This is a genomic window from Natrarchaeobaculum aegyptiacum, from assembly GCF_002156705.1.
GTDB lineage: Archaea > Halobacteriota > Halobacteria > Halobacteriales > Natrialbaceae > Natrarchaeobaculum > Natrarchaeobaculum aegyptiacum.
The window spans coordinates 753983-780567 of the sequence record NZ_CP019893.1; the positions used below are offsets into that span (position 1 = coordinate 753983).

Genomic DNA, 26585 nt, shown 5'->3' on the forward strand with positions numbered 1-26585 from the left:
GACGTCCGTGAGACGCCTGTATCCGTTCCGAGAGGACGTGAGATGTATTATCTCTCACTACAGGAGGATAATCAGGAAAAGCTTCATTTTCGTTCGCGTCGAACCACCCGCTATTGAGAGCTCATGACAGAGCGACACAGCGGGGGGAGCCCGAAAGACAAGGCCGACGTACCGCCCGTGCTCCCGAGTGAACAACCAGGTGGATCCGACGGGGGCGGCGTCCTCTCGCCCGAGGATCTCGACATCAGTAACAGTCCCTACGTCGCCGAAGTTTCCGAGGGCCGGTACGTGGTTTCTGCAGACAGGAGCCCGCCGAACGTCCCCGACCGAACTGCGGCGAATCCACGCACCGAACAGTCAGGCGCTACCACCCAGGGAACGGTCGATGCGACCCCCGGCTCCCAGCCGTCGAACCAACACCAGCCCCAGCAGGGCGCTCCGGATCGACAGCCTGCCCAGAGTCCGGGTGCCGCACGATCCGTCCTCGCGGCCGAACTCGAGCGCACAGACGCCCGCTACGCGGTCGATATCGTCTCACGACTCGAGGGTGCCGACGTCCGCCACCGCACGACGTCCGACGACGTCGTCGGAACGTTCGACAACCTCGTGCTGTGGTACGCACAGCACGTCGCAACGGAGACCCCGACCCAGCGGACCGCCTCGCTCCTGTTCGACCGCTCTGAGTTCTCGGCCCCACCGTCACCCGACGACATCAAGCGAACGGCGAAACGCCACGGCCTCACCCGCTCGAGTACGATCGGCGACCTGCTCGAGGCACTCGAGTAGGGCAGCCGTCACATCGGCTTCTTTCGCTGGCTGCACCACGGAGAGAGCTGTTCTCAGGCCAGTTGCCCTATCGGTTGGATACCCAGAGTACCGGCGCGTCCGCCGACCGTCATCCGTTCAGGAACATCACGCCGGCCATGAATAGCGAGAGCAATATGGAGTAGCCGAACAGCAGGATGCCACTGTGGATCGAATCGACCCCACGGGCACAATCTATGAACGGTCGGTCAGGTGTCATCGCTATCGTAGCGCTCTGGTGAGGACCACCTTCGTTCTTGTGGCCACACCTCCCCCGAACGGATCGATCACTCGGAACGTCGACTCTCGTACGATTTCTCTTCGTCAGTTCCAGTGAGAATCCGACTCGGGCGGCGGTCTCAACAGGTACACCGGTTAGCAGTCCGTCTCAGAGATCGACCGTGATGATCATGTCGACGAGCCACTCCGTGATCGTCCCCGTGACAGCGCCGACCCAGAGCAACGCGGTGAAGTGAAAATAGGAGTTGCCGAAGTGACCGCCATCGGCGACCCGGATCACCAGCGACGAGATGAACGCGTTGAAGATCAACACCAGCACGACCAGAAACCGGAGTACCGGGACGTCGTACTGGTCGGTGTGGATAAGCTGGCCACCGACCATTTGGCCGTCGATGTCGATGTCGAATCCCGACAGCATCAACGCCAGCTCGAGACCGATGAAGAACGCGAACGAGGAGGCAGCGGTGATCCCGTAGAAGACGCCGATCAGCGTCGTCGTCTGCTGGTGTCGCTCCTCGCGAAGGTTGACGATCTGGCTCATGTTGTCGCTGATGAGTTCACCGAGGCGCTTCGGACCACCACCCATGTCACGGCCGACGAGGTACATCTCGCTGAACTTCTGGATCAGGTACGAGTGGGTGTCGCCGGTGAACAGTCGCCAGGATTTCTCGGTCGAGAGCCGCATGTTGAGCCGGCAGTAGAGGTCGTCGACGTCCGGAGTGAGTGGCCCGAAATCTTTGTGGCGGAGCGTCGCCAGCACCTCCGACGTCGTACTCTGCTTTGCGCTCTCGCTCGTCCCGAGTGCCCGAATGAAGTTCGGAAACTCGCGGTCACGGTCGACCACGCGTCGTTCTTCGTACCAGAAGACCGTTCCCGGGATCAAAAGCGGCAGCGTCGCGAGCGGGAGGTACATCAGTAGCGGGATCGAGCCGAAGTGCACGGTCTCCGTCCCTGGAATCGCACCGAAGAAAGCGAGCGTCATCAACACGATCAGAATCGAACTGAGGGTGATCCCGGCAACGGTCGACCCGAAGAGGAGTTTCTTCGTCCGCGTTCGAAACCCGTCTTCGATGTACCAGATCGGGTCGTCCGGGACGATCGCCCGGATAAGGAAGAAAAACCCGATCTGGATGAAGACGAATAGCACGATCACGATGCTGGTCGTGATCGTCGGATCGTTGCCTGTCAACAGCGGGAGGACGATCGCGAACACGAGCGCGAACGTCATCGAAATGATGATCGAGAGGTAGAGGTCTTTCACCACGTCGAGATTCGTCAGCGACTGCCGGTAGATCGTGGAGTACTTGTCGATCAGCACGTCCTGTTCCTGAAACAGGAATTCGTCGAGTTCCTGCCCGGCCTCGAGCGTATAGGCCATCCGCTCCAAGAGGTCCGTGACCGATTCGCTCGGTACTTCCTTCGCGCGTCGCCGACAGGCGTCACCGAGACTGAGGTGCCAGACGTCGACCAGGTCGACGACCCGCTGCATCTCGTGGGCAAGTTCCCCGTACTCCTTTTCGCTCGCGAGTCGGCGCATTACCTCCATCCTGTCGATGTTAGTCGTCGACAGGATGGTCATGTGGATTACGAACAGGTGGAACTTGTTCTCCATCTCGATCCGGCGCTGGTCGACGGCCAGGCGCGGATAGCCCACTGCAGAGAGGAAGATCAACAGCCCGAGCGCCGGCAGCAGCAACTGGACGAGAAAGAACGTGTCCATCAGGACCGCCGCTGCGATCGTCAGCAGGAAAACGAAGAACGCCGGAACCAGGATCAACAACGCGTAAATACGCGTCGGCAATTCCATCTCGTCGTACGCCTGAATGATGGACTTGCCGAGGTCTCCAGCGGCCGCGGACTTCTCTGAAATTCCCATGATATCTCTGCGACTCGGCGAGATCACCGACAGTCGATACTCGACCCGTACCTCTCGATGGACGCCATACAAAGCTTCTGGCTATTCGTCGTCACTCACTTCCGATGTCGTCTGCGTCGTCGATCCGTCCATCGACTGGCTCCTGTCCGCCGGTGCCGTGGGTCTGTGGCTGATCGCCGACGATCGTCGAATCCTGGTCGGCGAGCGGATCGGGCTTCATCTCGTCGATCGACACCGAATCTCCCTCTTCGATCGACGTCGGATCGTCCTCCGCCACCACGCTCGAATCGTCTCCGACGAAGGGATCGGGTTCTGCTGACTTCTCAGACTGGTCTCCCTGCTCCGGGTCGTCGAACTCGAGCGCTTCACCTCCCGTCACGGCCTCGTCCGATTCGACGCCGTGGACGCCCGCTGCTTGCGACACCTCTGGCGACTCCTCGACGACCTCACCGCCGGTCGCATTGACGAGCCTGGCCTGCTTTTCCGGCGTCGCAATCTGAGAGATGTACTGCAGGCTGCGCTTGTGATCGTCCGTCCGGAGGATCGACTGTGGATCCGGATCCGTCGGCGGAAGCGTGCCCTCGTCACCGAACCCGGCCAGCAACCGATGGAGATACGTCTCGACTGCCTCCGAGATCCACCCGACGGACCGATAGTACGCCACTGTCTGGGCGGCCCCCTCGACACCCGCAGTCTCGACCAGAAACTCGAGCCACTCGAGCGTCGTGATCTCGGCGGCGTATCCGGATGGGTGCGTACCGAGGTACGGTGTGGTCTCGACGCCACCGTGATCACTGCCAGTGTGGACCGTCGCCCGATCCATCGATGCGTCGTCGACCGATTCGCCCTCGTCGAACGAATCGTCGACGCTCCCATCGAAGGAATCGGTTTCGACCGCGTCGGATTCCTCGTCCTCGTCCGGCAGGAACCGGGTCAGGTCGTCCTCGTCGTCGACGACCTCGTCTTCGTGGTCGGCCCCATCTCCGTCGTCAGGCTCGAGTGCGTCTTCCTCCGCGAAATCAGGCTCGTCGTCGATGACGTCCCCGTCTGCAAACTCGTCGTCTTCGAGCGGGGCGTCGGCGTCCGCGCCGGTGTCGGGGTCGTCTTCGAAGTCAGTGCCAAAGTCGTCGGTGTCGTCGTCTTCGAATGGCATGTCGTCGTCGAGGAAGTCTTCGGCTTCGGCGCTGGCGATCTCCTCGTCGATCGCGTCGTCGGGGTCGTTGCCGATCAGCCCTGCCTGTCCGGTAGCCGTCTCGAACGCGTCGCCGATCTCCTGGTCACCGACGAACGGATTGATTCCGTGGGTGACGATCTCGTAGAGGTCGACGAGCTTGTCGACGTTTCGTTCGACCGTCTGAATCGAGTCGCTGATCTGTTCGTTCTCACCGCGAACGGTTTCGATACGTCCCGAGAGCGAGTCGACTTCCTTCTCGATCTCGTCGAGCTGATAGTTGAGTTCGTCCTCGTCGCTCGAGGAGGTGTCGTCGTCGCCGAACAGGTCGTCGCCCATCAGGCCGTCGTCAGCGCCGCCGAGAAGGTCGTCCTCCCCGGAGTCGTCGTCCGATTCGTCAGGGTCGCCGCCGAGGTCGCTGAACAGTGCCAGTAGTAGTGTCATGGTTCGTCGTCTCCTCTCAGTCCCCGTCCCCGTTGTCTACGTACGTCGTTATCGAGTCCTCGTTACTGCCGACGATGACGACGACGGTCGTATCCCCGTCGAACGACCGTTCGGTCTCCATCGTCAGTTCGACGACGGCTCCCGGCTCCCAGTCGCCGCCGCCCCCACTGAGGAGACGCACGTCGTCCGGGATGGTGTGTGACCCGTCGACGATCACGTCGATCTTCCCGGATTCCGCAGGGATGGTGGTCGACCCCACGTTCTTCACCAGCAGCGTGACGTTCCCGCTGCCATCCTCGACGATCGACTCCGACTGCGATTCGTCGCTGATGATGACGAAATCGGTCTCGATATCCTCGGCGACCGACGAGCCTCGTACCTCGATCGCATCGCTCATCGACCCGACTTCGACGACGACCGTCCCGGCGACTGCGGTCGCGATGAGCAGACTCCCGATGAACATGATCAAATGCGTCGACGATACACTCGACATCTAACTACTCACCACTCCCTTCTCCGTTGCCCGCCTCGAACTCGAGGGAGGCTGCTGTCGATATTCCACGTTCACTCGTGAGTTGGACGCGATCGTCTACGTCGTCTTCGTCGTCGTACTCCGATGAGTCGTAGGCGTCGATCGACTCCGAATCGATCTCGATGGACAGACTCGAGCCCGGCGTCCAGACGTCGCTGTCGAATCGTTCGCTGTCTCCGTCGATCACCACAGTCTCCTCGTCCGATGCGTTCGTGGGGTAGTACTCGCCGTTGACGAGCACGTCGGTGTCGGTCACCGAAAGAGAGCCGGCACCGGTGTTGGTCGCGTTCACGTACGTGCGATCGCTGTCGTTGTGATACACGAATTCGTCGATCGTGATCTCGAAATTGTGGGTGTCCCTGAGTTGCTCCTGCTGGCTCGAGAACGCCTCGCCGGTCGCGGCGCTCACGTTGAACAGGGCTGGAAACATCAGGCTGAGTGCCACGAGCACGCCGATCAGGATGACGAGGACGGCGCCGCTCGTACTGAACCCCATACCGAGTGCAGATGTATGTCTGTGTGAAAAGCGTGCTGGCCATCAGGTTGCGGTGAGCTAGACAGCGTCGAAGACAGGTCGTCCGGTGACCGACGCTCGAGGAGAAAGGTTGTTTCGGCACACGTGTGTGAAAGACAACACCTAATGGCGAGTGTTCGACGGGTGTTATTTTGGCGTGAATATCACAGGGCTACCCGTTCGCTGTTACCCCTCATGGCGGGACTGACCAGTACCGATGAGAAAAATGGATCGGACGAAAACGGACTCGAGGGCGACTGAGAACTGCGACAGTCCGTCTACAGTCGAACTGCCTGTCCCTCCTGATTGAGCAGGCTTGGTGCTGAGAGATGAACCGACGTGACTGCTCCCGATGGAGAGACGATGTCCAGCGTCACCTCGTCATTCTGGCCGAACGCGTTACCGTCGGAGTCTGCAAACGGTTGTTCTTCACCGTCGAAGACGAGTTGATACTGGCGGTCTTCGTGGCTCAGCACTGCGTTATCGGGTTCGAGCGTGCCGCCGTCGATGTCTCGGGCCGCAAAATGTTCCTGGTCGGGGTTGTCAACATCATCTTGCTCGTAACTCAACACCTCTTGACCGCCGGGCCCGTTCACGATCACGACCGTTCTGTTGAGGTCAATTTGATCGGACCCCGGTGCTCTCGAGACCGTGACGAGAATGTCACCGATTTCGCCCTCCTCTTCGTCAGCGACAATTCCGACGGCTGAACCGGTATCTATTCGCTCCGAAACGAGGTCGATCGTCTCTTCACCGGTCGCTTCCGCCTGCGACTGCAGCATCCCGGCGGTGTTGATCAGCACACCGGCTGCAATGGCGGCGACCAGCACCATCGCGATGAACACGATGAGCGTGCCGATCCCTACCTGACCTCGTTCTGTCGACGTTGTGTATGAGTGTTCCATATCGTCCACCTCGTGTTCCGAATCCGCTTCCCTCCCATTCCGGCCCCCACCGGTTTTCGTCTCCCTCGAGACGACCCTCGAGCGACGAACTACTCTTGTATCTATTGTTTGTAACTAACCTGTCTTAATACTGATGGGCGACTCGAGTGCTGAGGTACAGTTGCCGCAACCGGAGTCACCACTGAACGTCAGTCCACACCCGATCCACGACGGCTGGTAATCGGTGTGGAAACCGTTTGAGCTGTTGCTATCGGCAACGATGAAAGAAAAATGTACGAGATCAGCTAGAGGCGAACTGCTTCGCCATCCTCGCTAAAGAGGGATGGGGCACGCAATTCCACCTGGGTTGTGGCACCGGATGGCGATACGATGTCGAGCGTTGCCGTATCTCCTGCACCGAACGCATTCCCTTCATCATCTTCAAACGGTGCCTGGTCCCCATCCATAGTGATCACCAGATCACCATTTGTTTCGGAGAGGATTGGATCCTCACCTTCTTCGATTTCTCCTTCACCCGGGTCCTCTACATCAAAGTTGTGCTCATCATCGTGGTAAGTGAGGATCTCTTGACCACCCGGTCCAACTGCCTGGATGATCGTCTGGTTGAGGTCGATATCTGAGGCACCAGCCGCCCCAGTTACGGTGAGCCGGATCTCATCCAGCGCTTCAGGATCATCCTCACCAGCCTCCTCCACAATACCGACCGTACTCGTCACGTCGATTCGTTCAGACACGAGGTCCGTGCTCTCTTCACCGGTCGCTTCCGCCTGTGACTGCAGCATCCCGGCGGTGTTGATCAGCACACCGGCAGCGATTGCAGCGACCAGCACCATCGCGATGAACACGATGAGCGTACCGATCCCCACCTGACCACGTCCGTCAGCAGAGTCGTTCGTAAACATGATTACAACCTCACCGATTCTTCGTCGTCAATGATCGTGGTCGGGATGCGGAGCTCTTTCTCGGTGGACGCACCGGAATCAGTGGTGAAGATAACGGTTCCCCGTTCACCTTCACTCATTGGATCCCACGCCTCGACGTCTCCATCCTCAGTGTCCCCGTCTCCGAGATAAATTTCTATCTCAGCTCGAGCGTTACTGTCGATGAGGACAGTTTCTGACTGAAGACCCTGGATATTCTCTAGGTGACCCTCCTCGAGCTCGATCGTTTCTTCTCCTTGCTCACCGATAAACTGAACCGTCACTTCTTCAAGATCCACCGGATCCGAACCAGGTGCGGTGGCCATGACGAACTTCAGATCAGTAATTGCGTTTTCTCCTTCGCCGTCTTCTCCAATTGTACCAGAGGTACTGACGATGTCGAGTCTGTCACTCACCTGTGCCGTCGATTCCTCACCGGTGGCTTCTGCCTGCGACTGCAGCATCCCAGCGGTATTGATCAGTACACCTGCGGCAATAGCAGCGACCAGCACCATCGCGATGAACACGATGAGCGTGCCGATCCCCACCTGACCGCGCTCTCGGTCTGTATCCTTCGTAAACATGTGTAGGGGGTAACACCCGTTTCGATCGGGCGTCGACTCAACCTCTACACTATCGGGTATTAAACCTGAGCCAGTATTTTCAAATATGGAAACGAACGCAGGCCCCCAATACCGTTCGTTTCGACACGAGTAGCACGCTGAATAATCGACTCTCTCGAGTGCCACCACATCGCACAATCGAAAATTACACTTATCCAACAGTACGCCGACCGCGCTGGAAACCCTCCTCTGAAACTCGTTTTCACGATCGAAATATCGGTTACGATGACATTGCTGGCGGCAAGTACGGTTTTGGTCTTGCGCTCGTAACGGCAGGGTATGGACCCGACCGAGGTACTGGGGAATCTGGGCAAAAAGTACAGCCCAGACATCCTCCGGTCTGCCGCCGAACCGAAGTCGGCACAGGAACTCAGCGACGAGCTGGACATCCCCGTGACGACCAGCTACCGCCGGGTCGAAGCACTGGCCGAACTCGGACTGCTCGCAGACGACGAAGAGGGCCGCGACTTCGGAGAGACGGGCCGAAGCCAGACGCTCTACCGTCGAAACGTCGAGGAGATCGTGATCCGGTTCGACGGCGACGAGATGACCGTCGACTCCGTCGAACGCGAGGAGACAGATCAGCGACTGGCCAGCGTCTGGGACGACCTGAGCCGAAGCGTTGGTGGTGACGACTGAGATGGAACTCGTCGAGATCCTCTATATCGTCTTCAGTGGCACCCTGATCGCCTCCGGCCTCGTCATGGCGGGCATGGCCGTGCAGGCGTACGCGGAGACCGAACGGCGATCGATGGTCCTCCTCTCGATCGGCTTTACGCTGATCGTCGCCGCCGCCTCCGCCACGACCATCTCCGCGTTCGTCAACGACTTCCAGAATCCCCGGACGCTGCTGACGGTCAACTACTTCGTAACCACGCTCGGCTTCCTCGCGGTCATCGCGAGCCTGTACGCCGAGTGAGCGTTCACACCCGTTTCGGCTCACGGCTGTCACGATCCCCGATCGAGAGACGGCGACCGGCCGCGACACTTATTTCTCCCAGACCGACTTATCACCAGTATGGACATCATCGACGGAAGCAAGATCGAATGCTCTCGCTGTGATACGGTCGTCTCTCTCGAAGACGCAAACGTGCTGGGGAAAACCAACAACCGGACCTACGCGAAACCACTCTGTGACGACTGCCTCTCCAAAGTTGGGGTGCCGAAGGGGTACGAACTCGAGCGCGACGTGAGTTATCTCATCCAGGACTGAGCTCGATGTCGACCGGCGATCCCCGATGGGGAGAAAAGCAGACCAGCCTATCTTTCTACGAGGCCGTTGTTTTCGACGGACACGAATCAGACAATTCCTCGACAACCCACGTTCAGCAACAAAATGGGCATGTAACCGTCATCTATCGATAACATGACGTACACCGAGGCGGTCACACCGCCCACTCAAATGCACAATATCGGGACTCCGAGGCCGGAACGTTCGAGACACCCTCTCGAACCCCTGTGGGGTCTCGGCTACGAGATAATTCCGAGTCCCCTGCCGGGATAGGAGCAACGGCGGTGTGGGCCCGTCCTCAGAAATCTTTGATTTCTGATGGGCTGTGCGAGACCTCCGTACTCGTGAACGCCATCGGCCTGTCATCTCGATCGGTCGTCAACCAGCAAATATCCCACCCCAGCGGTACGGTGCCGTGGGATGCCTCGCCGTCGTCGGGCTATGCCCGACTGCCTGAGGGATCTTCGATCCCTCTCCGGTTACGGCGAAGAGGAGGTCACTTGCTGTTCATCGCTTCGCTCGCGATATTGCGACCGCGCGGCTTCAACGCGACCTCACGTCGTATCCGCACTTCCTCGAGGACGTCCAGTTCGATCAGTCGTTCGTAGATCTCTTCGACCGTGTCGATGTCGAGGCCGAGGAACTCCGGGACTTCGAACGGCGAGACGCCGGAGTAGATCGCCATCAGCACTTCCTCTTCTTTCGCCGAGAGGTCGATCTGCGACGCGTTTTTCTCGGCCCCGCGGTCGAGCACCGACTTGAGCATCGCGACGTTCTGTTTCGACCCCGAGAGGTAGGTCTGGACGCTCGAGTCGTCTTCGGTGTGTTCGGCCTCGATGACGGGGCGGTCGCTGCCGCGGACGGTTCGTTCGTCGGTTTCGACGGTACCGACGTCGTCGACTTCGATCTGGACGAAGGTGCCGTCTTCGACGGCGAAGTTGGCGACGCCGGTGTCGATCTTGACGCGGGCTTTCCGCCAGGAGGTATCCTGGACGACGCCGCCTTTCACGGCCGGATGCTTGATGAGGACGATTTCGCCGTCAAGAATCGCCTTCTGGATCTGGAGTTCGAACTCGTCGACCTCCTCCATCGAGATCAGGTAGACGTTCGGTCCGTAGTTGATGCTGATGTAGTTCGAGACCTTCGCGACGGTCTGGTTGACGTCGTAGCGGCCCTTGATCGACTGGATTTTCGAGAGCGGGATCGTCTCTTTGCCCTCGTTGCCGACGATCACCAGCCGCTTGTTCGAGAGGACGATCCGGCCGTTCGACCAGCCTGTATCCGACAGTTTCCGGCCGTCGCGGATCACCTGCGTGAACTTTCCGGTGACGTCGGCGAGTTTAGTTTCGGACTTGCTCATGCGAGATCACCACTCGGTGCGCCGATGCCGCCGAGTTTCGACAGTGCGGAGAAGCCACGCTTCCGGAGCTCGTCGTCTTCGGTCCGGTCGACGAATCCCTCGATCCGACGGCGGGCCTGATCGGTGCCGATCTTCCCGAGGACGAACAGCGCCTTGCTGCGAGTGGCGACGTCCTCGTGGTCGTTTTCGACCAGTTTCAGGAGCCGGTCCTCGAGGTCGCCGCCGTCGAGCAAGGCGAGGCTGGTCGCCGCGAACTTCGCGGTCATCTCGTCGTCGTCCGAGAGCGTCTCGATCAACGCTTCCTGGGCCTCTGCCCGGAACTCCTCGGTGGCGACTCGGCCGAGGAGCCAGGCGGCGTTTCGTCGCTGGGCCGTCTCCGTGCTGCGGTCGAGGATCTCGATCAGCGGTTCGACCGCCTCGCGTTCGCCCGCTTTGGCGAGTTCGTCGACGATCTTCTCGCGAACCTGATGGCTCGCCTCGGCCGGTGCCTCAGAGAGCAACTGGACGAGCGAGAACATGGCGGTCCGCCTGACGGCGTCGGAGTCGTCGGACAGGGCGTTGGCGAGAATCTCGACGGCTTCGATGCTTCCGAGCCGTCCGAGTGCGTCGACGGCGATCCGGCGAAGCACCTCGTCTTCGTCGTCGGCGATGTCGATGAGTTCGTTCAGCGCGTTGGTGGTCCCGATGTCCGCGAGCGCGTAGGCGACCTCGATGCGAACCTCGTAGGCGTCTTCGTGGAGTCGCTTCGACAGGGCCGGGACGCTTTCCGGTGAGCCAATCCGTCCGAGTGCGAGCGCGATCCGCTTTCGGACGCGCGGGTCCGGATCCTCGATGTGCTGAACGAGCGTGTCGACCACGTTGTCAGCACCGAGGCGACCGAGGCCGGTCGCAGCGGCCATCCGGAGTTCCGGCAGGTCGGCCTGTAATCCGCCGGCCAGAATCTGGGCTTTCTTCCACTCCGCGACTTCCTCGATGTCTTCTCCGGAGATGTCGCCGATGAACTGCTCGAGGGCGTCCTGTCCGTACTGGTCGAGAGCGTCGATCGCCGCCGCCCGGACCACCTCGTTATCGTCGTCTTTCGCGACGTCGACGAGGACGTCGATAACATCGTCCCGGGGACAGGTATTCGGCCCGGTGTCGACCTCGAGTCCACCGAGGATCTCCGCCGCCCGGCGGCGAATGTTCGGGTTCGGACTCTCTTCGACGTACGTGATGAGCCCGTCGAAGTCGGCGTTTCGTTCGAGTTCGAATAATGTCACGTCGATCACCTACTCGAGCCCGGCCGCCCCACCGTCGCGTTCATGCGTACGTGTTTCACCGTTGAATATTCAAGGTTCCTTTTCGACCACTCCCCGGTACTGCCGGGGATTTGCTGGCCGGTCGTCCGGTTCGACCCGTCCCGGAACATGTTATTCAGACTCCGTTTCGCTGGTATTCTCGCCTGCTGACTCGGTCTCGCCATCGGTTGCACCATCACTGTTTCCGTTTCCGTCGTCACCGGTCGATCCAGTCCCGTTTTCAGCGGGAGCAGCTTCGCCGTCTGATTCGTTGCCAGCACCGATTTCGATGAGACCCTCCTCGTCTTCGTCGGCATCTGCCCCGACGTCAGCCCGGTCGGAGTCCTCGGGGTACACCATCGTGCTGACGATCTGGTTCCAGACCTCCTGGTAGTGGGCCAGTTCGTCGAGTTCCATTTCGGCCCACTCCGAGTTGACACCCCACCCTTCGACCTGACCGTCGAACCCATCGACGACTTCGGTGAACAGCCGGTTGACATCGGCCCCACGATCGACCATTCCGTCTCGGAAAACGAGATAGATGAGTGCGATTTCCTCGTCGGACTCGTCGTGGTCCTCGGCGGTCGACTCGTAGAACAGGATCAGGTCCTGGTCGTCGGTATCGAAATACAGCTCCTCGACGACGATCCCATTGTCCTCCAGCATGTAGTAGAATTCCGCTGGCGTCGCGTCCGGGTCTTCGCCCGGAGCTTCCGGTTCGACCGGTTCACGTGTGCCACCAACGAGGGAGGTCGAATCGAGACAGCCGGCTGTCACACCGAGTGCCAGCGTTCCCGCGCCGACCAGACTCTGGCGTCGGGTCAGCCCACCGCCTCGAGCGTCGCGAGTGGGGATATCGTCTGCTTCGTCGTGCTCGGCTGCGACCGGCGACCGCGGGTTCCGGTCGTCGGCGTCACCAGTGCCGTCGGTCGCAGACCCGAAAACGTCGCGCATCGTTATCTGACGGTCACACCAGTGGGTCAAAAGCGCGTCGGCCGTTACCAGCGGCGGGTAATAGATCGTCCCAGTCAGGAATCGGTCGTCTCGAGCAGCGAGGCGATCGTTTCTGCGGCCTCGAGTGCGGTTGCACCGTAGACGTACGTCGTCGGCTCGATGCCGAAGGCACCGCGGTGGTAGGCGACGCGGGGAACGCCACCGTGCTCGTCGAAGCGGCGTTTGAGGTGGTCGTGCCGATCCTCGTACTCTGCGTCGAACTCGAGGGAGTCGAGTCCGTGGTCGGTCGCTGCCTCGAGCAACGCGTCGTCCGTGGCGACGTTGATCGCCCCGCGAACGCCGGGGTCGACGCTCGTGGCGGCGAGGACCGCGGTGGCGACGTGTTTGGAGGCACCGAACTCGGGATTGGCCGGGATTTCGACGCGACCGCCCATCGCGTAGATTCGCCCGGGAATAGCCGCGACGTCGGTCACGTCTGCCGGGTCGGGCAGTGCCATCCCGACGTTGGTCCCCACGTTCGGGACGTACGCGACGAGTCCGGGCGTCGCACCCAGTGTCCGGGCTGCAGAGCGGACGTTCGCGAGTACGTCGCGTTCGGCGCGGAGTTCGGAGTCGAGACCGCGAACGCAGAGGTCACAGCTCACTCCCTGCAGTTCGGGCATCGCCTCCTCGTGAAGTTCACAGATCGGGCCGCGGTCGGTGAGCGTTCGGATCAGCGAGAGGAGTTCGGCGAGGGCGTCGTACCCGTCGTACTCACCGCTCTCGAGACCGTCGGCGATCCGGTCGACCGTGGCGACGGTCTCGGGATCGGAGCGAAACCGCTCGTCGCCGCCGCCCTCGCCGGCGACGTACTGACTGACGGCGGCCTGTGTAACCCCGAGGTGGGTCGCGATCTCTTGCTGGGTCAGGCCCCGGTCAGCGAGGCGTTCAGCCAGCATCGCGCGAACCGTCGGCAGGAAGCGATCGACGACGAGTTCGCTCGGTAAGACGAGAGACATGCCCCGGGATTGGCCCGACACCGGCTTAAATTCGGCTACCGACGCCAGTCCTCCGGCGGGGACTGCTACTCCGACTGGCCGGCAAGTCCGACGCGCTCGTAGATCGCACCGCTCAGACAGCCGATCGGGACCGTGACCCAGGCTGTCAGGAGGAATCCGATGTAGCCTATTCCCACTGCGAAGAGGAACGCGTCCGTGAGCATCACTTCCGACCACGATCCCCAGGCCGCAAGAACCAAAACGAGTGCGAGCAGCGCCGTCGCGCCGAGGTAGGTGAATACCGTTCCGAGGAACCCGGCGGCGACGCCGTAGATCGGCAGGCCGTCCGGCAGCGCTCGCCAGGTGAGGACGCCGGCCGCGAACGCCGCGGGGGCGACAAGCGGCAGCGCCGCGAGTCCGGTCGTCGCCAGTACGGTCCCGTCCAGTCCACCGACGAGACCGAGTTCGTCGACGGCGACCACCCCAAACGCGAACGCCAGCGTCGCGGCGATCGCAGCCGACGCACCGGCGAACCCGGCCCCGACGTCCGGCCGGTCCGCGTACGGTAATCGTCCCGGTCCAGCACGCTTGCAGGCGGTTCGGAGTCGGTCCCCGTATGCTCGAGTCGTCATAGCTAACACTTTATCGTACTGTCATATATAGGTTGTCTGCGCTGATCCGACTGGTATCGAGACTCGGGGGCGGGAACACAGCGGTAGTGTATCCGGCGGTCGCCGCAAATCCGTGGGAGGGCAAGCGAGGGAGTCGGTCGCACGCGGGCGAAAAACCGAAACGGGTAAAAACGTCTCCCGGGTACGTACAGATGAGCCGAGATAGCCTAGCCCGGCCAAGGCGGCAGATTCGAAATCTGCTGTCCTCACGGACTCGGGAGTTCAAATCTCCCTCTCGGCGCTTTTCACGACGGCAAATTGTGGGGAGCGGAGCGAACCGTCTGTCGTCCTCACAACGGAACGAAGGAATTTGAACGAGAGAAGAGGAAGTCCGCGACCGATGCGAGCGGAAGCGTCTTCGCGGAGTTCAAATCTTCCTCTCGGCGTTTCCAGCGGCACGATACCGAGAGCGACACGTAGCGGTACGAGTTATACAGGGGCCGTCGTGTGCAGGGCTGTTCGTAATGGCTCCCAGTGTGGACGGAGACGGTGGCAGTGACCCACAATGGTTCGACGCGAGAAGTCGCATCTCGAGCGGGGTGGCCAGCGCGATGACTGACGACGAAATCGATCGAGACGGAGACGAAGAGCGGGAGTCGTTCCATCCCCTGGGTGCGACCGCGGAAGACGAGTATCGGGCATTTCTCGAGGCAGGCGATTACGACGCGGATCTCGGGATGGAGATGGCCAAGGACGCGATGCGGGTGACGAAAGGCGAGTTGTCCGAGGAGGCGTTCTACGACCGGTATCACGAGGACGTCGTCGACGAGTTCGGCGAGGACGACCGGCCGATGGCAGCCGACATCGAGGCGGCGAGGGAGGCTAACGGCGAGGACGACGGCGTGTTCGGCGCGCTCGGATTCGGCGAGGAGACCCGCCGGGAGACGATGCAGAAACTCGGTGCGGGAGCCGGGTTCCTCGGTCTCGGTGCGTGGGCGACCACGGACACCGACGGCGGGGACCCAAACCCGACCGTCGCAGCGCAGGACGACGAGGAGGACGACGGCCCGGCCGACGTCCTCGAGGACGACGAAGACCACACGCAGTGGGGGATGTCTCTCGACCTCGAGGTGTGTGACGGCTGTCTCTCCTGTGTGGTCGCCTGTAACGCAGAGCACAACTGGAACGAGGGCGCGAACTGGATGTACATCCTCGCCTTCGACGACGGGCTCGTCGAGTCGGCCGACGCGGAGGACTTCGAATCGACGCGGGATTTCAACTACCTGATCAGGCCGTGTCAGCACTGTACCGACGCTCCCTGCGAGAAGGTCTGTCCGACGACGGCTCGCCACACTCGCGAGGAAGGCGGCCTCGTCCTGACCGACTACGACGTCTGCATCGGGTGTCGGTACTGCCAGGTGGCGTGTCCGTACGGCGTCAACTACTTCCAGTGGGACGACCCGGAGATCGAGGCCGACGAGATGTCCGAGGACATGATGTACGACCAACGCGACCGCTGGGTGAGCGGTCGTGGGCCCAAAGGCGTCATGGAAAAATGTGTCTTCGACCCGGCCCGACAGGACGGCCAGATGGGCGAGGATTTCGTCGGCACCACGGCCTGTGAGGACGCCTGCCCACCCGGTGCGATCCAGTTCGGGGACATGAACGATCCCGACAGCGACCCGCGGCAGTACCTCGACAACGTTACGCTCGCACGTGCGATCGAAGACGAACCGGACGAGGAGGAACTGCAGGAGGCGATCGCGATCCTCGAGGGGGAAGAAGAGCCAGCCGACGAGGAAGACGACGATGGGCTGACCGAAGAGGAAGCCGAACGACTTCTCGAGAGCGAGTACGATTACGACGAGGACGCCCGCTTCCGGCTCTTAGAAGAGTACAACACCAACCCCAACGTCGTCTACATCGGCAACGAACCGGGACCGAACGCAGAGCAGGTCCCCGGTCCGGTCGCCTACGAGGACGTCGGACAGGTCGACAACCGGAAAGAGGTCCTCGACGACGAGACGGTGAGCTTCTGATCGGGCGCTTTCGAGGGCGAGAGTGTCGGCGTCCGGGTTCTGGCCCGTTCGTCCCCGAACGCGTCTCGAGGGGTTCATGTCGGTGGCGACGAACGGAGGGGTATGGAACGTCGCAGACGACTGATCGTCGGTGCGCTCTGGATCGCCGTCGCCGGGATTATGGCGATCACGATCGATCCCACCGGACCGATGCTGGAACTCGACGTGATCGCGCGGCTGTTCGTGATCGTACTGGCGCTGTTTCTGGCCGTCGTCTACGTGTTCGATCCGTTCGGTCTGTACGACTACGGCAACGCCGAGTGAGCAATCGGTCGAAGCAGGTGCCACGCCGGGTCGGTTCCACGGGGCGACGGCTACCCCGCGAGCGCTCGAGCATCCGAATCTTCGAGAACGAGAGTCGTCAACCGCTGAAACGTGTCGGGCCAGCCGTGTCGATGGTCCTCAGTCGTCTGCTGGCGGGAGGGGTTTCGAGTCGGTCGCGAGCAACCTGTCGAGTGCGTCGACCATCGCCTCGACGCTCGCCTGGGTGATGTCGGCTTCGTTTCGGGCGACGGTCACCGTCCGGTCGTCACGGCGCATCGTCACCTCGACGGTGACGACGGCGTCCGTACCACCCGTGACGGCGTCGACGTGGTAGGACTCGAGTTCCGCGTCGGCTGCGGAGCCGAGGGCCTCACGAACCGCGGAGACGGCGGCGTCGACCGGCCCGGAGCCGGTGCCGCTGGCCACGCGCTCGTCGCCGTCGACGGAGAGCCGGACGCTCGCGGTCGGGACGGGACCGCCGCTGACGGCGTTCAGGTCGAGCAATTCGACCACGCGCTCGTGATCGGCGTTCGTGACGTCTTCGGCAACCGCGAGCAGGTCGGCGTCGGTGACGCGGCGGCCGCGGTCGCCGAGTTCCGTCACCCGGGTGGCGATCTCACCGATTTCGTCGTCGGTCGCTTCGACGCCGTGTTCCTCGAGCGTGGCGGCGACGCCCGCGCGCCCGGTGTGTTTGCCGAGCGCGAGTCGGCGCTCGCGCCCGACGGTCTCGGGCGCGTAGGGCTCGTACATCTTGTCGTCTTTGAGCGTCCCGTCGGTGTGGATGCCGCTCTCGTGGGTGAAGGCGTTCTGTCCGATGACGGCCTTGTTCGGCGGGAGTTCGACGCCGGTCGCTCGGGAGACGATCTGGGCCAGTTCGTACAGTTCCTCGAGTTCGAGCGTTTCGACGTCGTAGACGTGTGAGAGTGCGATTGCGACCTCTTCGAGGGCGACGTTGCCCGCGCGCTCGCCCAGTCCGTTGACGGTACAGTGGACGAGGTCGGCACCGGCCGACACCGCGGCGAGGGCGTTCGTGACGCCCAGTCCGAGGTCGTCGTGGGTGTGGGCGCTCACGGGGCCGACGTCGGCGAGTCGAGCGACTGCCTCGTGGGTGTGCTCTGGTCCCGTATGACCGACGGTGTCGGCGAAACAGAACCGGTCGGCTCCGGCCTCGAGTGAGGTCTCGGCGAGTTCCTCGAGGTACTCGAGGTCGGCCCGGGAGCCGTCCTCGCCGATGACCTCGACCCAGAGGTCGTGGTCTTTCGCGTACGCGACCAGATCGGCGGTCGTCTGGAGGTTGTCCTCACGAGAGGTGCCGACCTTGCGCTCGACGTGACGGTCACTCGAGGGGACCACGATGTGGACGCCGTCGACGTCGCAGTCGAGTGCGAGGTCGACGTCGGTCTCGAGTCCCCGGCAGAAACTCGTCACGCGTGCGTCGAGGTCGAGATCGGTGACTCGCGAGATGGCCTGTCGCTCACCCGCACCGGTACAGGCACTGCCCGCTTCGATGACGGCGACGCCGGCGCGCTCGAGTGCGCGAGCGATCTCGACTTTCTCGGCTGGCGAGAGCGAGACGCCGGGTGCTTGTTCGCCGTCGCGAAGGGTCGTATCGAGAAGGCGGACGGTGCTATCCGATGGAATCGTCTGTTCGGTGGAGTTGTGTACAGGCAAGAGTAATGAACTGCGATCAGTGTCGTCGCTGAATTTCACGCCCAGCCGGGTTGCCCCGACTTCCTCTATCCTCGTCAGGCGTCGAGACGGATTCTCGTGCCATTGTATCTCGTGGTAATGCAGGTGGGCGACTTAAATCCGCCGATCCACCGGTGTGTGACGAGCGACAGTGGGCGAGTCAGGCCGGAAGGGCCTCCCAGAACCGGGGAACGACCCGAACGGACTTCCAGTCGGTCGTCGTAGACGTCTGCATGGACCCGCAACTGGAACCACTCGCGCGTTCGCTCGAGGAGGCGCCGGTGGTCGACCGCGACGGCTACGAGTACTTCGTCCACGGCGTCACCGACGGCGTTCCGCCGCTCGAGCCTGCGGTCTTGCGGGCCGTCGCCGACGGTATCAACGAGCGAGTCGACCTCGCGGCGGTCGACGTCGTCGTCGCCCCGGAAGCGATGGGGATCCACCACGGGACGGCCCTGTCGCTCGCGACGGACCTGCCGCTCGCGGTCGTCCGGAAACGCTCCTACGGATTCGACGACGAGATCGCCGTCCACCAGGAGACGAGCTACGGCGAGAGTGACCTGTACCTCAACGGTGTCGGGAGCGGTGACCGCGCGCTCCTCGTCGACGACGTCTTCTCCTCCGGGGGAACGATCGAGGCCGTCTGTGACGCCCTCGAGCAGGCTGACGCGACGATCGTCGACGTGGTGACCGTTCTCCGGCGAACCGACGTCGATCCGCCGGCGATCGACCGCGAGGTCCAGAGTCTACTCGAGGTCGAAATCGTCGACGGGCAGGTCGAAGTCCACGATCCGGGGCCGTGAGACGAACGGTGTGGTTCGACCACGCGACGGTCGGGTTCGACCCCCGAATCTCAACACGGCCTGGGTGGCCCACGATGCTCGGCACTTGCACCCATCCCTTGACACGTCGTTCGATTGGATACCGGGACCGGTCGCTCACCCGTTCGAACGTATCGCCCACGGTCACAGTCGTAACTCGCGAAAGTAGTAAACAGGAAAGCAGATCGCGTGACGGGAAAAACGTCACGCGATCGCTTGCCGCCCTGAATTGGTCCCCGCTGACGCTTCGGCCCTCCAAGCGAAGCGTCACGTGATAGATTCCGCTGGTACTACTTAAGGGTACCGGATTTTCCATAGAATGTGATACGTCCGACAGGCGTGACGTACCTGAACCGAGGGCTCCCGTCCCTTCCCGGGCGAGCGGCGAAGGCGCGAGCAGTGAGGGGAGGAAGTCACATGTGCTCTTCCTCGAGTACCCACCCGAGGGCGCGAGCAGTGAGGGGAGGAAGTCACATGTGCTCTTCCTCGAGTACCCACCCGAGGGCGCGTCGATAGTACGTGAACATCCGCTCGACGCCGTCGTGGTTCATCTCGTCGCTCTCGAGGTGTTCTTTCAGGAATTCGTACTGCTCTCTGATCTCGTCTTCGTCCCGCATGGGTCCTTCTACTGGCCGGAAGCAAAAAAAGGGTGTCAGGTTCACCAGCGGAGGTTCCCACGACGGCCGATCGAACCCGGCCAACGTCTTTCGCGTCCGAAGTGACCAGAACCCGATCAGGATTCGTCGCCGTTCTCGTCGGTTCCGGTGTCGACGCCGGGGTTGGCTTCCTCGTCCTCACCGGGTTCTTCGTCGACACACCCCGCGAGCGCGAGCACACCCACCGCACCAGTTGCAGCCACGAACGTCCGCCGATCGAGTTCTGGCCGGGACATACCTCGACGAGTGGGAGTTCAGGCAGTCGGCTGTGGCCTGCACGTGCCACACGTACAAACCCAGTCTCCCGTCGACACACAGGAGTGTCGGTGGGTAGATCCAACGCGTCGCCCGGTAGATGGTCGACTCGAGTTCGTGAGTCCTTTTGAGGGTCGCTGCCCTACGAGGGAGTATGAAGATCCGGGGCGAGCGCGAGTGTACCGACTGCGGGACGCGCTGGTCGTACTACGAGACCGGGAGCGTCGGCTGTCCGGCCTGTGGCAGCCTCTTGAGCGTCGGCCTCGACGAGCGGACCGTCCACACCGATTCGACGTCGAGGTTCGACCTCACCGCGGTCCGCGCAGCGATCGACGACGTTCCCGACGACGAACTGGCCGACCGGGCGCGGGATACCGCTCGAGCGTACGTTCGCACCCGCGGGTTCGTCTCCGGCGGAACCCTGCGCGACCTGGACGACGAGTACCTCGCGGCCAACGAACTGCGGTACGTCGCCGCGCGCGTGGGCAGGGAACGAAGCCTCTCCGAGGACGAGTCGCTGTACTTCCTCTCGTTGCTCCGGGACGCCGACGACGGCGAGCGTCCGGCAGCCGAGGAGGTCCCACAGTCGATTCGGGGCAGCCGGGGCCTCGCGTACGCCAACGCCGTCCGCGAGTACCGACGCGACGTCCGCACCTGGGCCGACGACCGCAATCTGACCGACGCCGAACGAAGCGCCCTCGAGACCCTCGGCGAGCACGCCACCCGGATTCGACTGCTCGACGGCGACGTCGACCCGGTGACGGCAGAACGACTGGTCGAATCGACCCGCGACCTCGCCGACGGCCTCCGCGGGGACGAGACAGCACTCGAGATTGCGCGGGAGCGACTCGAGAGGCTCGAGGTGGGCGATCCCTGAGCACCTCGAGTACCGAAAACCAGATCGGGATCAGGGGAGTTCGACGTCGACTCCTTCCTGCATGCTCGCGGCTTTGACCGTGTTGTAGAGCAACATCGCGCGGGTCATCGGTCCGACGCCGCCGGGGACGGGCGTGATCGCGCTCGCCTTCCCTTTCGCGCTCTCGAATTCGACGTCGCCGACGAGTTCGTACCCCTTCTCGGTATCTGCGTCCACCCTGTTTACGCCGACGTCGATCACGACAGTGCCCTCCGAAATCATCGAGCCGTCGACGAGTTCCGGAACGCCGACGGCGGCCACGACGACGTCAGCGTCGCGGGTCTTCGCGGCGAGGTCGTCAGTCCGGGAGTGACAGACGGTCACCGTGGCGTTTCCGTCGTCGGCCTTCTGGATCAGGAGGTTCGCCAGCGGTTTGCCGACGATGTCCGAACGGCCGACGATGGTCACGTCCGCACCCTCGAGGTCGACGTCGGCGGACTCGAGCAGTTTCTGGACGCCGTGGGGTGTGCAGGGGCGGAAGCGGGCGTCGCCGGCGACGAGGCGGCCGACGTTCTCGGGGTGGAAGCCGTCGACGTCCTTCGCGGGGTCGATTCGGCGGATGACGTCGCGGTACTCGACGTGGTCGGGGACCGGCGACTGGACGATGTAGCCGTGGACGTCTGGGTCGGCGTTCAGGTCGTCGATGGCGTCGTAGAGCTCTTCGGCGGGGGCGTCGCCGTCGATTTCGACGTGGATGCCCTCGATGCCGACCTCCTCGCAGTCGCGCTGTTTCATGTTCACGTAGGTCTGACTGGCGGGATCGTCGCCCATCAGCACCGTCGCCAGCCCTGGCCGGGCGTCGGCGTCGGCGAGCGTCTCGATCGCGTCGGACAGATCGTCGCGAATCTGACTCGCGACGGCGTTGCCGTCGATGATCTCGGTCATTACTCGAATCCGTGACGGCGAGCCTCTTGAACGCTCGGGTTCGTGTTCATCTCCGGCAACGCGAGCGCCGATCTATGCGTATCCGTGTATACTCGAGGTCGCGACTCCGGGTTCAGTCTTCGCTCGGACCGACCACGACCTCGTCGTACTGCGTCCGGAACGCGAAGAAGAGTCCGTGTCGTCCGGCCACGCGAGGGAGCATCTCTCTGCCGTCGTCGTCGCATTCCTCGTCGGCGACGAGCCCCTGATGGATGAGCCGCCAGCGGTCGCCCGCGGCGTCGACGACGACCTCGCCGTCGCGCTCGAGCGGGGTCGGCGGCGCCTCGTAGACTGCGACGTCGCCCGTCGCGTCGCGGCAGACGACCACCGTCCGATCGTCGATCTCGTCGATCACCACCTCGTCCGCGCCGATGTCGTCTACGGGGTAGACGTGAATGGTCGACCCGTCGTCGGCCGGGACGCCGTAGACGGCCGTCTTCTCCGGCAACTCGCCGTCGTCGGTCTCGAGGCCTGGCTGGATGGCGTTCTCGTCGGTCCAGTAGTGTTCGAAGAAGCCGACGTGATCCTCGTAGAACGCGTAGTCGAAGTCGTATCCGGTCTCGAGGTCGAGCGCGAGGCTGTCGGGGTGGCGCTCGCGCCACTCGCCCCACGTCGTCTGGGAGATGGGCCGGACCTCGAGTCGCCGGTCCGGCTCCTTTTGGAGGTACTCGCCGGCGATCGGAACCCCACTGTGTTGACTCCAGAGGCTCTCGGTCTCCTCGTCGAACATGACCTTGTTCCCCGCGAGCAACATCCCGGTGCTGGAGAACGTCAGCGTGCGGTCACCGACGCGCCGGTCGTAGAGGATCGGTGCGTTACAGAGCGTGCAGTAGGTGAGCGACAGCGCCGTTCCCCGGACCGTGAGGTTTGCCAGTTCGTGCGGGAACAGTACCCACCGTGGGACCGCGTAGGCAGTCTCTTCGACGGTAAAGCCGAAGATGGTGTCGTCGGGCTCGAGGTACGCCTCGTCGGCCTCCTCGGCATTCGCGTCGTTGGCGTCGGGATCGATCGACGCGACGTCGCCGGGGACGAAATCCGGCTCGTTACACGCAGCGAGAAACGACGGATCGCAGTTTCCCCAGCGGACGTCCTGCAGTGCGAAATCCCGCGGCTCGGTGTCGAGCAGTCGCCCGACCGGCGGGAGATACGACCGGTAGAGTTGCAGTTTCCACTCGTCGAACCCCGCCAGCGGCTCGATGTCTTGCTGTGAGTACCAGCTCTCCCACTCGACCCAGGCGTACGGTGAGTCGAAGTCCGGTTCGGCGACCGACTGGAGCGCCTCGCGAACGCCCGGCCAGCGAGCCTCCGGCAACTCGAGATAGCGCGGCGGGCTGTACTCTCTGAGAACCTCCGGAAACCCGAACGTGCTCCAGTTGCTCCCGATCTCGTGGATCATCAGCACCTCGATCAGGTGTGGAATCGTCCGGCGGTCGCCCGCTGATGAGAGGGTCTCGAGTGCGTCCGCGTGTCGGTCCGGATCCCGTACGAGAAGGTCTGCGACGGCCTGCTCGAGCGTTGCGGTAGCTGGCTCGTCCGTGACTGTCATACTCACCCGTGAGCCGGCCGAGTGAAAAATCCACGTTTCGCGGCCACCGGGACTCGTGGCTGGTGTGGCCGAGTAGGCGCTCACCGTCCGTACACGTAGTCGCGACTCCGGAGACGATCATCGCTCGGATCTGGGACACGCTTGCGGGAGGGAATACAGACGAGGCCGTACGACTGCCGATCTCGGCCTCACCACCGCTCGTCGAGGAACGACCGGATCGCCGCCGTCACCGGGGCCGGACGCTCGAGATTCGACGTGTGGCCTGCCGCTGGGATCAGTTCCATGCGGGCGTCTGGTAGCGCGTCGATCATCGGTTCGGCCCGCGATGGATCGATCGACGGGTCCTCTTCGCCGTGGACGATCAGTACGGGAACGTCGATCTCGTCGAGGCGGTCGCTGACGTCAGGACGCTCGAGCCACGAGTGGAGTTCGTTGTACACCGCAGCGCCCGGGTAGGTCGCCCAGCGGTCGACCCATCGCTCGACGAGGTCTGGGTTCTCCTCGCGAGTGGTTTCCCCGAAGAGGTAGCCCGTGACACCCTCGGCAAGCGATCGGGGCACCGGGTCCTCGGACCCCTCGAGCGGTGCGACGAGCTGCCCGTAGGTCTCCTGTTCGGCCGACTCGTGTGGGCTCGCCATCGAGTCGATCAGGACGAGGCCCTCGACACGGTCGGGATAGGCCAGCGCAAACCGGAGGGCCATGAACCCGCCCATCGACATTCCACCGATGATAGCCCGCTCTTCCCCGAGTCCGTCGAGGACGGCGGCACAGTCGTCGGCCAGATCCTCGAGGTCGTATCCAGGAGCGTACCGGTCGGTCCGTGCTCGCAGGTCGTAGGCGACGGCCCGGTACTCGTCCGCAAGTGCCTCGAGTTGCGGGTGGAACATCGTCCGATCCATCAGCGTTCCGTGGGCGAAGACGACTGGCGTACCCTCGCCGAGATCGGTCGTCACTGCATCAGTTCGGGTACGGTACATCTCGCTGACTCTCTCGTCTCCCATGAGTCACGATACCGATGTTCAGTGACAAAAAGTTGCCTCTCGAGTCAGTCTTTTGAACGGACGTTTTCCACTTCGACGGGGGCGTGCGCTCGGGCGTCTGCTTTGCCGGACAGAACGGGCAGGCAACCACACACACCAAAATAAACAGTCCATTTGACGGGTAGTTTAAAGTCGTCATGGGTGTCATTGTCTATCGTGTCAGTAGATGTCTGACGACTTCAAGTTGATCGACGAACGGATCGGGCCGGTCGCGGCGGTCGCGTTGCTCATCGGGACGGCGGTGGGGATGAGCATCTTCATCGTCCCGACGCAGATGGCGGCCGTGGCCGGGCCGAGTATCGTACTCGCGATCTTGCTCTCGATAGTCCCGATGGTCCTTGGAATCTTGCTGTTGTTGCAACTCGGGGGTGCTATCCCGGTTGCCGGTGGAATCTACGTCTATGCCTCCCGGCTCGTGGGGCCGTACTGGGGCTTTCTCGGAGTCGTCGTGCCGGTCATCTCGGTGTGGGCGTACCTGTTGTTCGCCGCGCTCGGATTCGCCCAGTACGTCCCCGTCTTCGCCGACATCCCGACGCTCGCGTCGGTCTACATCCTGCTCGCGGTCTTCCTCGCGTTCAACTACGTCGGCGTTCGACTCGCGGCAAACGTGCAGATCCTGCTCGTCTGTCTGCTGATGGCGGCGATGGTCACCTTCATCGTCGGCGGTGGAACATCCTTCGACACCTCGAACCTGACACCGATGTTCCCCGACGGCGACGGTGAACCGTTCGCCGACGGCTTCGCGCCGTTCTTCCTCGCTGCAGTCACCCTCTACATCCCGTTCCAGGGGTTCGCGATGATCATCGAGATCGGTGAGGAACTCGAGCGCCCGGCCAAGAATATCCCGCGGGTGCTGGCGGTGGGAATGTCACTCGTGGCGGTCCTGACCATCGGCGTCGTCGTCGCGCTCGTCGGTGCCGTCCCCTGGCAGCAAATCGTCGAAGACGGCGAGGCGGTCGAGGGTGGTCTCGCAGCCGTCGGCGAGGGAATCATGCCCGGGTGGGCGATCGCGTTCGTCGCTCTCGGGGCGCTCATCGCGGCAGCGACGACGGCGAACACGCTCTACACCTCCTACTCGCGGACGATCATGCGCGCGGCTCGAGACGACGTCGTCCCCGGCTTCTTCGCGGGTATCCACGACCGGTTCGACACCCCCCACCGCGCGCTCCTCTTACTCGGGGTACCACCGCTGCTCGTGGCCCCGCTGACCGGTCCGTTCGACGCCATCATCGCCGTCGACGTCCTCGACTGGCTCGTGACCGTCACCGTCACGGGAATTTTCATCTGTTTCATCTTCAGCGGCGTCGCGCTGTGGAACCTGCCGAAGGTGTTTCCCCAGCGATACGAATACTCGTTCTACAAACTCCCGCTGCCAGTGCTCAAGGTCGTCGCCGTCGGCAACGTCGTCGTCTCGGCCGTCTTCGTCGTGTTCGTCGCCGCGAGCGCTCCCTCGGCACTCCTGGCTCAGTTTGCCGGCATCGCCCTCGCCTCCGGCCTCTACGTCTACCGCATTCGCGTCTCCCGGCGAAACGGCGAGGACCTCAGGGAGAAGATGTCGCTGCTGCACAAACACGAATCGATCGGCGACGCCGGCGACTCCGGTGACGACTGACCCGGAATACTGGCAAATCGACGATTTTCTCAGACTCGAGTGGGCTCGCCGAGCGAACGTGACCTGCTCGAGACGAACCGCTCTGTAGCTGGGCCGTTTCTTTGAGAACCCGCTGTCCGGGACGTGAATCACGCCCAGTCGCGCGCAGCGTAGCGAGCACGACTGGGCGTGATTCACATCCAGAAAGGGAGTTCCGTAGCTCACGATTTTGTTCGGCTCAAAAATGCTCTGTCTGGGATTTGAGCGCTAAACTTAACAGTAAGATATACATTCAGTCACTACAACTGTTTTGATATGGGTAAAACAGATTCGATCAACGACCGTCGAGTCGACGTATTCATCTGA

28 protein-coding genes and 1 tRNA gene are annotated in these 26585 nt (G+C 62.6%); 10 read left to right on the top strand and 19 right to left on the bottom strand.

Translation table 11 applies throughout. The annotated features are described in order from the left end of the window. Positions 1-123 precede the first annotated feature (123 nt). Positions 124-786 (top strand): DUF7500 family protein, encoded by a 663-nt coding sequence (locus tag B1756_RS03790; RefSeq protein ID WP_086887349.1) that lies wholly within the window; start codon positions 124-126, stop codon positions 784-786. A 109-nt stretch (positions 787-895) separates the two neighbouring features. Here the strand turns inward: B1756_RS03790 and B1756_RS20015 are convergent, their stop codons facing one another. The 8 genes from B1756_RS20015 to B1756_RS03825 form a co-directional block, all read right to left on the bottom strand. Next, a complete protein-coding gene (locus tag B1756_RS20015; RefSeq protein WP_267128222.1) occupies positions 896-1024 on the bottom strand; it encodes a hypothetical protein in 129 nt (42 codons plus the stop codon). Between the two features lie 168 nt (positions 1025-1192). Further along, positions 1193-2920 (bottom strand): archaellar assembly protein FlaJ, encoded by a 1728-nt coding sequence (flaJ, locus tag B1756_RS03795; protein ID WP_086887350.1) that lies wholly within the window; start codon positions 2918-2920, stop codon positions 1193-1195. Positions 2921-3011: 91 nt separating this feature from the next. Then, entirely contained in the window at positions 3012-4535 is a 1524-nt protein-coding gene (locus B1756_RS03800) for a FlaD/FlaE family flagellar protein (protein ID WP_086887351.1), read from the bottom strand. A gap of 16 nt (positions 4536-4551) precedes the next feature. Continuing rightward, the gene (gene arlG / locus B1756_RS03805; protein ID WP_086887352.1) at positions 4552-5028 is read right to left on the bottom strand and encodes an archaellum stator protein ArlG; all 477 of its coding nucleotides are present in this window, start codon (positions 5026-5028) and stop codon (positions 4552-4554) included. 4 nt (positions 5029-5032) lie between these two features. Next, on the bottom strand, positions 5033-5563 hold the full coding sequence (locus tag B1756_RS03810) for a hypothetical protein (RefSeq protein ID WP_086887353.1): 531 nt from the start codon (positions 5561-5563) through the stop codon (positions 5033-5035). A 296-nt stretch (positions 5564-5859) separates the two neighbouring features. Then, a complete protein-coding gene (locus B1756_RS03815; RefSeq protein ID WP_086887354.1) occupies positions 5860-6486 on the bottom strand; it encodes an archaellin/type IV pilin N-terminal domain-containing protein in 627 nt (208 codons plus the stop codon). 284 nt (positions 6487-6770) lie between these two features. Further along, on the bottom strand, positions 6771-7388 hold the full coding sequence (locus B1756_RS03820; protein WP_086887355.1) for an archaellin/type IV pilin N-terminal domain-containing protein: 618 nt from the start codon (positions 7386-7388) through the stop codon (positions 6771-6773). A gap of 2 nt (positions 7389-7390) precedes the next feature. Continuing rightward, positions 7391-7990: an archaellin/type IV pilin N-terminal domain-containing protein gene (locus tag B1756_RS03825; RefSeq protein WP_086887356.1), complete on the bottom strand. Its 600-nt coding sequence runs from the start codon at positions 7988-7990 to the stop codon at positions 7391-7393. A gap of 318 nt (positions 7991-8308) precedes the next feature. Between B1756_RS03825 and B1756_RS03830 the strand changes: the two genes are divergently transcribed. The 3 genes from B1756_RS03830 (at position 8309) to B1756_RS03840 (ending at position 9242) form a co-directional block, all read left to right on the top strand. Continuing rightward, positions 8309-8668 carry a winged helix-turn-helix domain-containing protein gene (locus B1756_RS03830; RefSeq protein ID WP_186336498.1) on the top strand — a complete coding sequence of 120 codons (360 nt, stop codon included), beginning with the start codon at positions 8309-8311 and terminating at the stop codon, positions 8666-8668. Between the two features lies 1 nt (position 8669). Beyond that, entirely contained in the window at positions 8670-8948 is a 279-nt protein-coding gene (locus B1756_RS03835) for a DUF7521 family protein (RefSeq protein ID WP_086887357.1), read from the top strand. A 99-nt stretch (positions 8949-9047) separates the two neighbouring features. Then, the gene (locus B1756_RS03840; protein ID WP_086887358.1) at positions 9048-9242 is read left to right on the top strand and encodes a hypothetical protein; all 195 of its coding nucleotides are present in this window, start codon (positions 9048-9050) and stop codon (positions 9240-9242) included. A gap of 514 nt (positions 9243-9756) precedes the next feature. Here B1756_RS03840 and B1756_RS03845 read toward each other — a convergent pair. From B1756_RS03845 to B1756_RS03865, 5 genes are all read right to left on the bottom strand, one after another. Beyond that, complete coding sequence (locus B1756_RS03845) at positions 9757-10620, bottom strand: CheF family chemotaxis protein (protein WP_086887359.1); 864 nt, start codon at positions 10618-10620, stop codon at positions 9757-9759. Then, positions 10617-11879 (bottom strand): HEAT repeat domain-containing protein, encoded by a 1263-nt coding sequence (locus tag B1756_RS03850; protein WP_086890030.1) that lies wholly within the window; start codon positions 11877-11879, stop codon positions 10617-10619. Before B1756_RS03850 ends, B1756_RS03845 begins: the two co-directional genes overlap by 4 nt. 150 nt (positions 11880-12029) lie before the next feature. Continuing rightward, on the bottom strand, positions 12030-12851 hold the full coding sequence (locus tag B1756_RS03855; protein WP_120649691.1) for a DUF8159 domain-containing protein: 822 nt from the start codon (positions 12849-12851) through the stop codon (positions 12030-12032). Between the two features lie 74 nt (positions 12852-12925). Further along, positions 12926-13849 (bottom strand): thiamine-phosphate synthase family protein, encoded by a 924-nt coding sequence (locus B1756_RS03860; RefSeq protein ID WP_086887360.1) that lies wholly within the window; start codon positions 13847-13849, stop codon positions 12926-12928. A gap of 65 nt (positions 13850-13914) precedes the next feature. After that, positions 13915-14460 (bottom strand): hypothetical protein, encoded by a 546-nt coding sequence (locus tag B1756_RS03865; RefSeq protein ID WP_086887361.1) that lies wholly within the window; start codon positions 14458-14460, stop codon positions 13915-13917. A gap of 195 nt (positions 14461-14655) precedes the next feature. On the opposite strand from B1756_RS03865, the gene B1756_RS03870 reads away from it, so the two are divergent. The 3 genes from B1756_RS03870 to B1756_RS03880 all read left to right on the top strand — a co-directional run bounded on the left by B1756_RS03870 (position 14656) and on the right by B1756_RS03880 (position 16781). Beyond that, positions 14656-14740 (top strand) — tRNA-Ser (locus B1756_RS03870). Positions 14741-15050: 310 nt separating this feature from the next. After that, positions 15051-16478 carry a 4Fe-4S ferredoxin N-terminal domain-containing protein gene (locus B1756_RS03875; protein WP_086887362.1) on the top strand — a complete coding sequence of 476 codons (1428 nt, stop codon included), beginning with the start codon at positions 15051-15053 and terminating at the stop codon, positions 16476-16478. Between the two features lie 102 nt (positions 16479-16580). Beyond that, on the top strand, positions 16581-16781 hold the full coding sequence (locus B1756_RS03880; RefSeq protein WP_086887363.1) for a hypothetical protein: 201 nt from the start codon (positions 16581-16583) through the stop codon (positions 16779-16781). A 138-nt stretch (positions 16782-16919) separates the two neighbouring features. Here the strand turns inward: B1756_RS03880 and B1756_RS03885 are convergent, their stop codons facing one another. After that, complete coding sequence (locus tag B1756_RS03885) at positions 16920-18452, bottom strand: 2-isopropylmalate synthase (RefSeq protein ID WP_086890032.1); 1533 nt, start codon at positions 18450-18452, stop codon at positions 16920-16922. A 251-nt stretch (positions 18453-18703) separates the two neighbouring features. On the opposite strand from B1756_RS03885, the gene hpt reads away from it, so the two are divergent. Next, positions 18704-19273, top strand: coding sequence for a hypoxanthine/guanine phosphoribosyltransferase (hpt, locus tag B1756_RS03890; RefSeq protein ID WP_086890033.1), 570 nt, complete (start codon positions 18704-18706; stop codon positions 19271-19273). Positions 19274-19761: 488 nt separating this feature from the next. Here the strand turns inward: hpt and B1756_RS19540 are convergent, their stop codons facing one another. Then, positions 19762-19908, bottom strand: coding sequence for a hypothetical protein (locus B1756_RS19540; RefSeq protein WP_186336499.1), 147 nt, complete (start codon positions 19906-19908; stop codon positions 19762-19764). Between the two features lie 116 nt (positions 19909-20024). Further along, positions 20025-20183 carry a hypothetical protein gene (locus B1756_RS19315; RefSeq protein WP_161493140.1) on the bottom strand — a complete coding sequence of 53 codons (159 nt, stop codon included), beginning with the start codon at positions 20181-20183 and terminating at the stop codon, positions 20025-20027. A 173-nt stretch (positions 20184-20356) separates the two neighbouring features. On the opposite strand from B1756_RS19315, the gene B1756_RS03895 reads away from it, so the two are divergent. Beyond that, on the top strand, positions 20357-21079 hold the full coding sequence (locus tag B1756_RS03895) for a DUF7117 family protein (RefSeq protein WP_086887364.1): 723 nt from the start codon (positions 20357-20359) through the stop codon (positions 21077-21079). A gap of 30 nt (positions 21080-21109) precedes the next feature. On the opposite strand, the gene B1756_RS03900 is transcribed toward B1756_RS03895, so the two are convergent. The 3 genes from B1756_RS03900 to B1756_RS03910 all read right to left on the bottom strand — a co-directional run bounded on the left by B1756_RS03900 (position 21110) and on the right by B1756_RS03910 (position 24589). Beyond that, the gene (locus B1756_RS03900) at positions 21110-22003 is read right to left on the bottom strand and encodes a bifunctional methylenetetrahydrofolate dehydrogenase/methenyltetrahydrofolate cyclohydrolase (RefSeq protein ID WP_086887365.1); all 894 of its coding nucleotides are present in this window, start codon (positions 22001-22003) and stop codon (positions 21110-21112) included. Between the two features lie 112 nt (positions 22004-22115). Continuing rightward, the gene (locus B1756_RS03905) at positions 22116-23588 is read right to left on the bottom strand and encodes a DUF3179 domain-containing (seleno)protein (RefSeq protein WP_086887366.1); all 1473 of its coding nucleotides are present in this window, start codon (positions 23586-23588) and stop codon (positions 22116-22118) included. 188 nt (positions 23589-23776) lie between these two features. Beyond that, a complete protein-coding gene (locus tag B1756_RS03910) occupies positions 23777-24589 on the bottom strand; it encodes an alpha/beta fold hydrolase (RefSeq protein ID WP_086887367.1) in 813 nt (270 codons plus the stop codon). Between the two features lie 205 nt (positions 24590-24794). On the opposite strand from B1756_RS03910, the gene B1756_RS03915 reads away from it, so the two are divergent. Then, positions 24795-26240, top strand: a complete 1446-nt coding sequence (locus tag B1756_RS03915; RefSeq protein ID WP_086887368.1) for an APC family permease — start codon at positions 24795-24797, stop codon at positions 26238-26240. Positions 26241-26585 lie beyond the last annotated feature (345 nt).

What these genes read in the sequence shown, in the direction of transcription:
- B1756_RS03855 (WP_120649691.1), bottom strand. Translation starts at nt 12,851, where the DNA reads ATGCGCGACGTTTTCGGGTCTGCGACCGACGGCACTGGTGACGCCGAC.
- B1756_RS03845 (WP_086887359.1), bottom strand. Translation starts at nt 10,620, where the DNA reads ATGAGCAAGTCCGAAACTAAACTCGCCGACGTCACCGGAAAGTTCACG.
- B1756_RS03905 (WP_086887366.1), bottom strand. Translation starts at nt 23,588, where the DNA reads ATGACAGTCACGGACGAGCCAGCTACCGCAACGCTCGAGCAGGCCGTC.
- B1756_RS03910 (WP_086887367.1), bottom strand. Translation starts at nt 24,589, where the DNA reads ATGGGAGACGAGAGAGTCAGCGAGATGTACCGTACCCGAACTGATGCA.
- B1756_RS19315 (WP_161493140.1), bottom strand. Translation starts at nt 20,183, where the DNA reads ATGTCCCGGCCAGAACTCGATCGGCGGACGTTCGTGGCTGCAACTGGT.
- B1756_RS20015 (WP_267128222.1), bottom strand. Translation starts at nt 1,024, where the DNA reads ATGACACCTGACCGACCGTTCATAGATTGTGCCCGTGGGGTCGATTCG.
- B1756_RS03895 (WP_086887364.1), top strand. Translation starts at nt 20,357, where the DNA reads ATGAAGATCCGGGGCGAGCGCGAGTGTACCGACTGCGGGACGCGCTGG.
- B1756_RS03915 (WP_086887368.1), top strand. Translation starts at nt 24,795, where the DNA reads ATGTCTGACGACTTCAAGTTGATCGACGAACGGATCGGGCCGGTCGCG.
- B1756_RS19540 (WP_186336499.1), bottom strand. Translation starts at nt 19,908, where the DNA reads ATGCGGGACGAAGACGAGATCAGAGAGCAGTACGAATTCCTGAAAGAA.
- B1756_RS03830 (WP_186336498.1), top strand. Translation starts at nt 8,309, where the DNA reads ATGGACCCGACCGAGGTACTGGGGAATCTGGGCAAAAAGTACAGCCCA.
- B1756_RS03825 (WP_086887356.1), bottom strand. Translation starts at nt 7,990, where the DNA reads ATGTTTACGAAGGATACAGACCGAGAGCGCGGTCAGGTGGGGATCGGC.
- hpt (WP_086890033.1), top strand. Translation starts at nt 18,704, where the DNA reads ATGGACCCGCAACTGGAACCACTCGCGCGTTCGCTCGAGGAGGCGCCG.
- flaJ (WP_086887350.1), bottom strand. Translation starts at nt 2,920, where the DNA reads ATGGGAATTTCAGAGAAGTCCGCGGCCGCTGGAGACCTCGGCAAGTCC.
- B1756_RS03880 (WP_086887363.1), top strand. Translation starts at nt 16,581, where the DNA reads ATGGAACGTCGCAGACGACTGATCGTCGGTGCGCTCTGGATCGCCGTC.
- B1756_RS03790 (WP_086887349.1), top strand. Translation starts at nt 124, where the DNA reads ATGACAGAGCGACACAGCGGGGGGAGCCCGAAAGACAAGGCCGACGTA.
- B1756_RS03900 (WP_086887365.1), bottom strand. Translation starts at nt 22,003, where the DNA reads ATGACCGAGATCATCGACGGCAACGCCGTCGCGAGTCAGATTCGCGAC.
- B1756_RS03865 (WP_086887361.1), bottom strand. Translation starts at nt 14,460, where the DNA reads ATGACGACTCGAGCATACGGGGACCGACTCCGAACCGCCTGCAAGCGT.
- B1756_RS03820 (WP_086887355.1), bottom strand. Translation starts at nt 7,388, where the DNA reads ATGTTTACGAACGACTCTGCTGACGGACGTGGTCAGGTGGGGATCGGT.
- B1756_RS03840 (WP_086887358.1), top strand. Translation starts at nt 9,048, where the DNA reads ATGGACATCATCGACGGAAGCAAGATCGAATGCTCTCGCTGTGATACG.
- B1756_RS03810 (WP_086887353.1), bottom strand. Translation starts at nt 5,563, where the DNA reads ATGGGGTTCAGTACGAGCGGCGCCGTCCTCGTCATCCTGATCGGCGTG.
- B1756_RS03835 (WP_086887357.1), top strand. Translation starts at nt 8,670, where the DNA reads ATGGAACTCGTCGAGATCCTCTATATCGTCTTCAGTGGCACCCTGATC.
- arlG (WP_086887352.1), bottom strand. Translation starts at nt 5,028, where the DNA reads ATGTCGAGTGTATCGTCGACGCATTTGATCATGTTCATCGGGAGTCTG.
- B1756_RS03875 (WP_086887362.1), top strand. Translation starts at nt 15,051, where the DNA reads ATGACTGACGACGAAATCGATCGAGACGGAGACGAAGAGCGGGAGTCG.
- B1756_RS03800 (WP_086887351.1), bottom strand. Translation starts at nt 4,535, where the DNA reads ATGACACTACTACTGGCACTGTTCAGCGACCTCGGCGGCGACCCTGAC.
- B1756_RS03860 (WP_086887360.1), bottom strand. Translation starts at nt 13,849, where the DNA reads ATGTCTCTCGTCTTACCGAGCGAACTCGTCGTCGATCGCTTCCTGCCG.
- B1756_RS03815 (WP_086887354.1), bottom strand. Translation starts at nt 6,486, where the DNA reads ATGGAACACTCATACACAACGTCGACAGAACGAGGTCAGGTAGGGATC.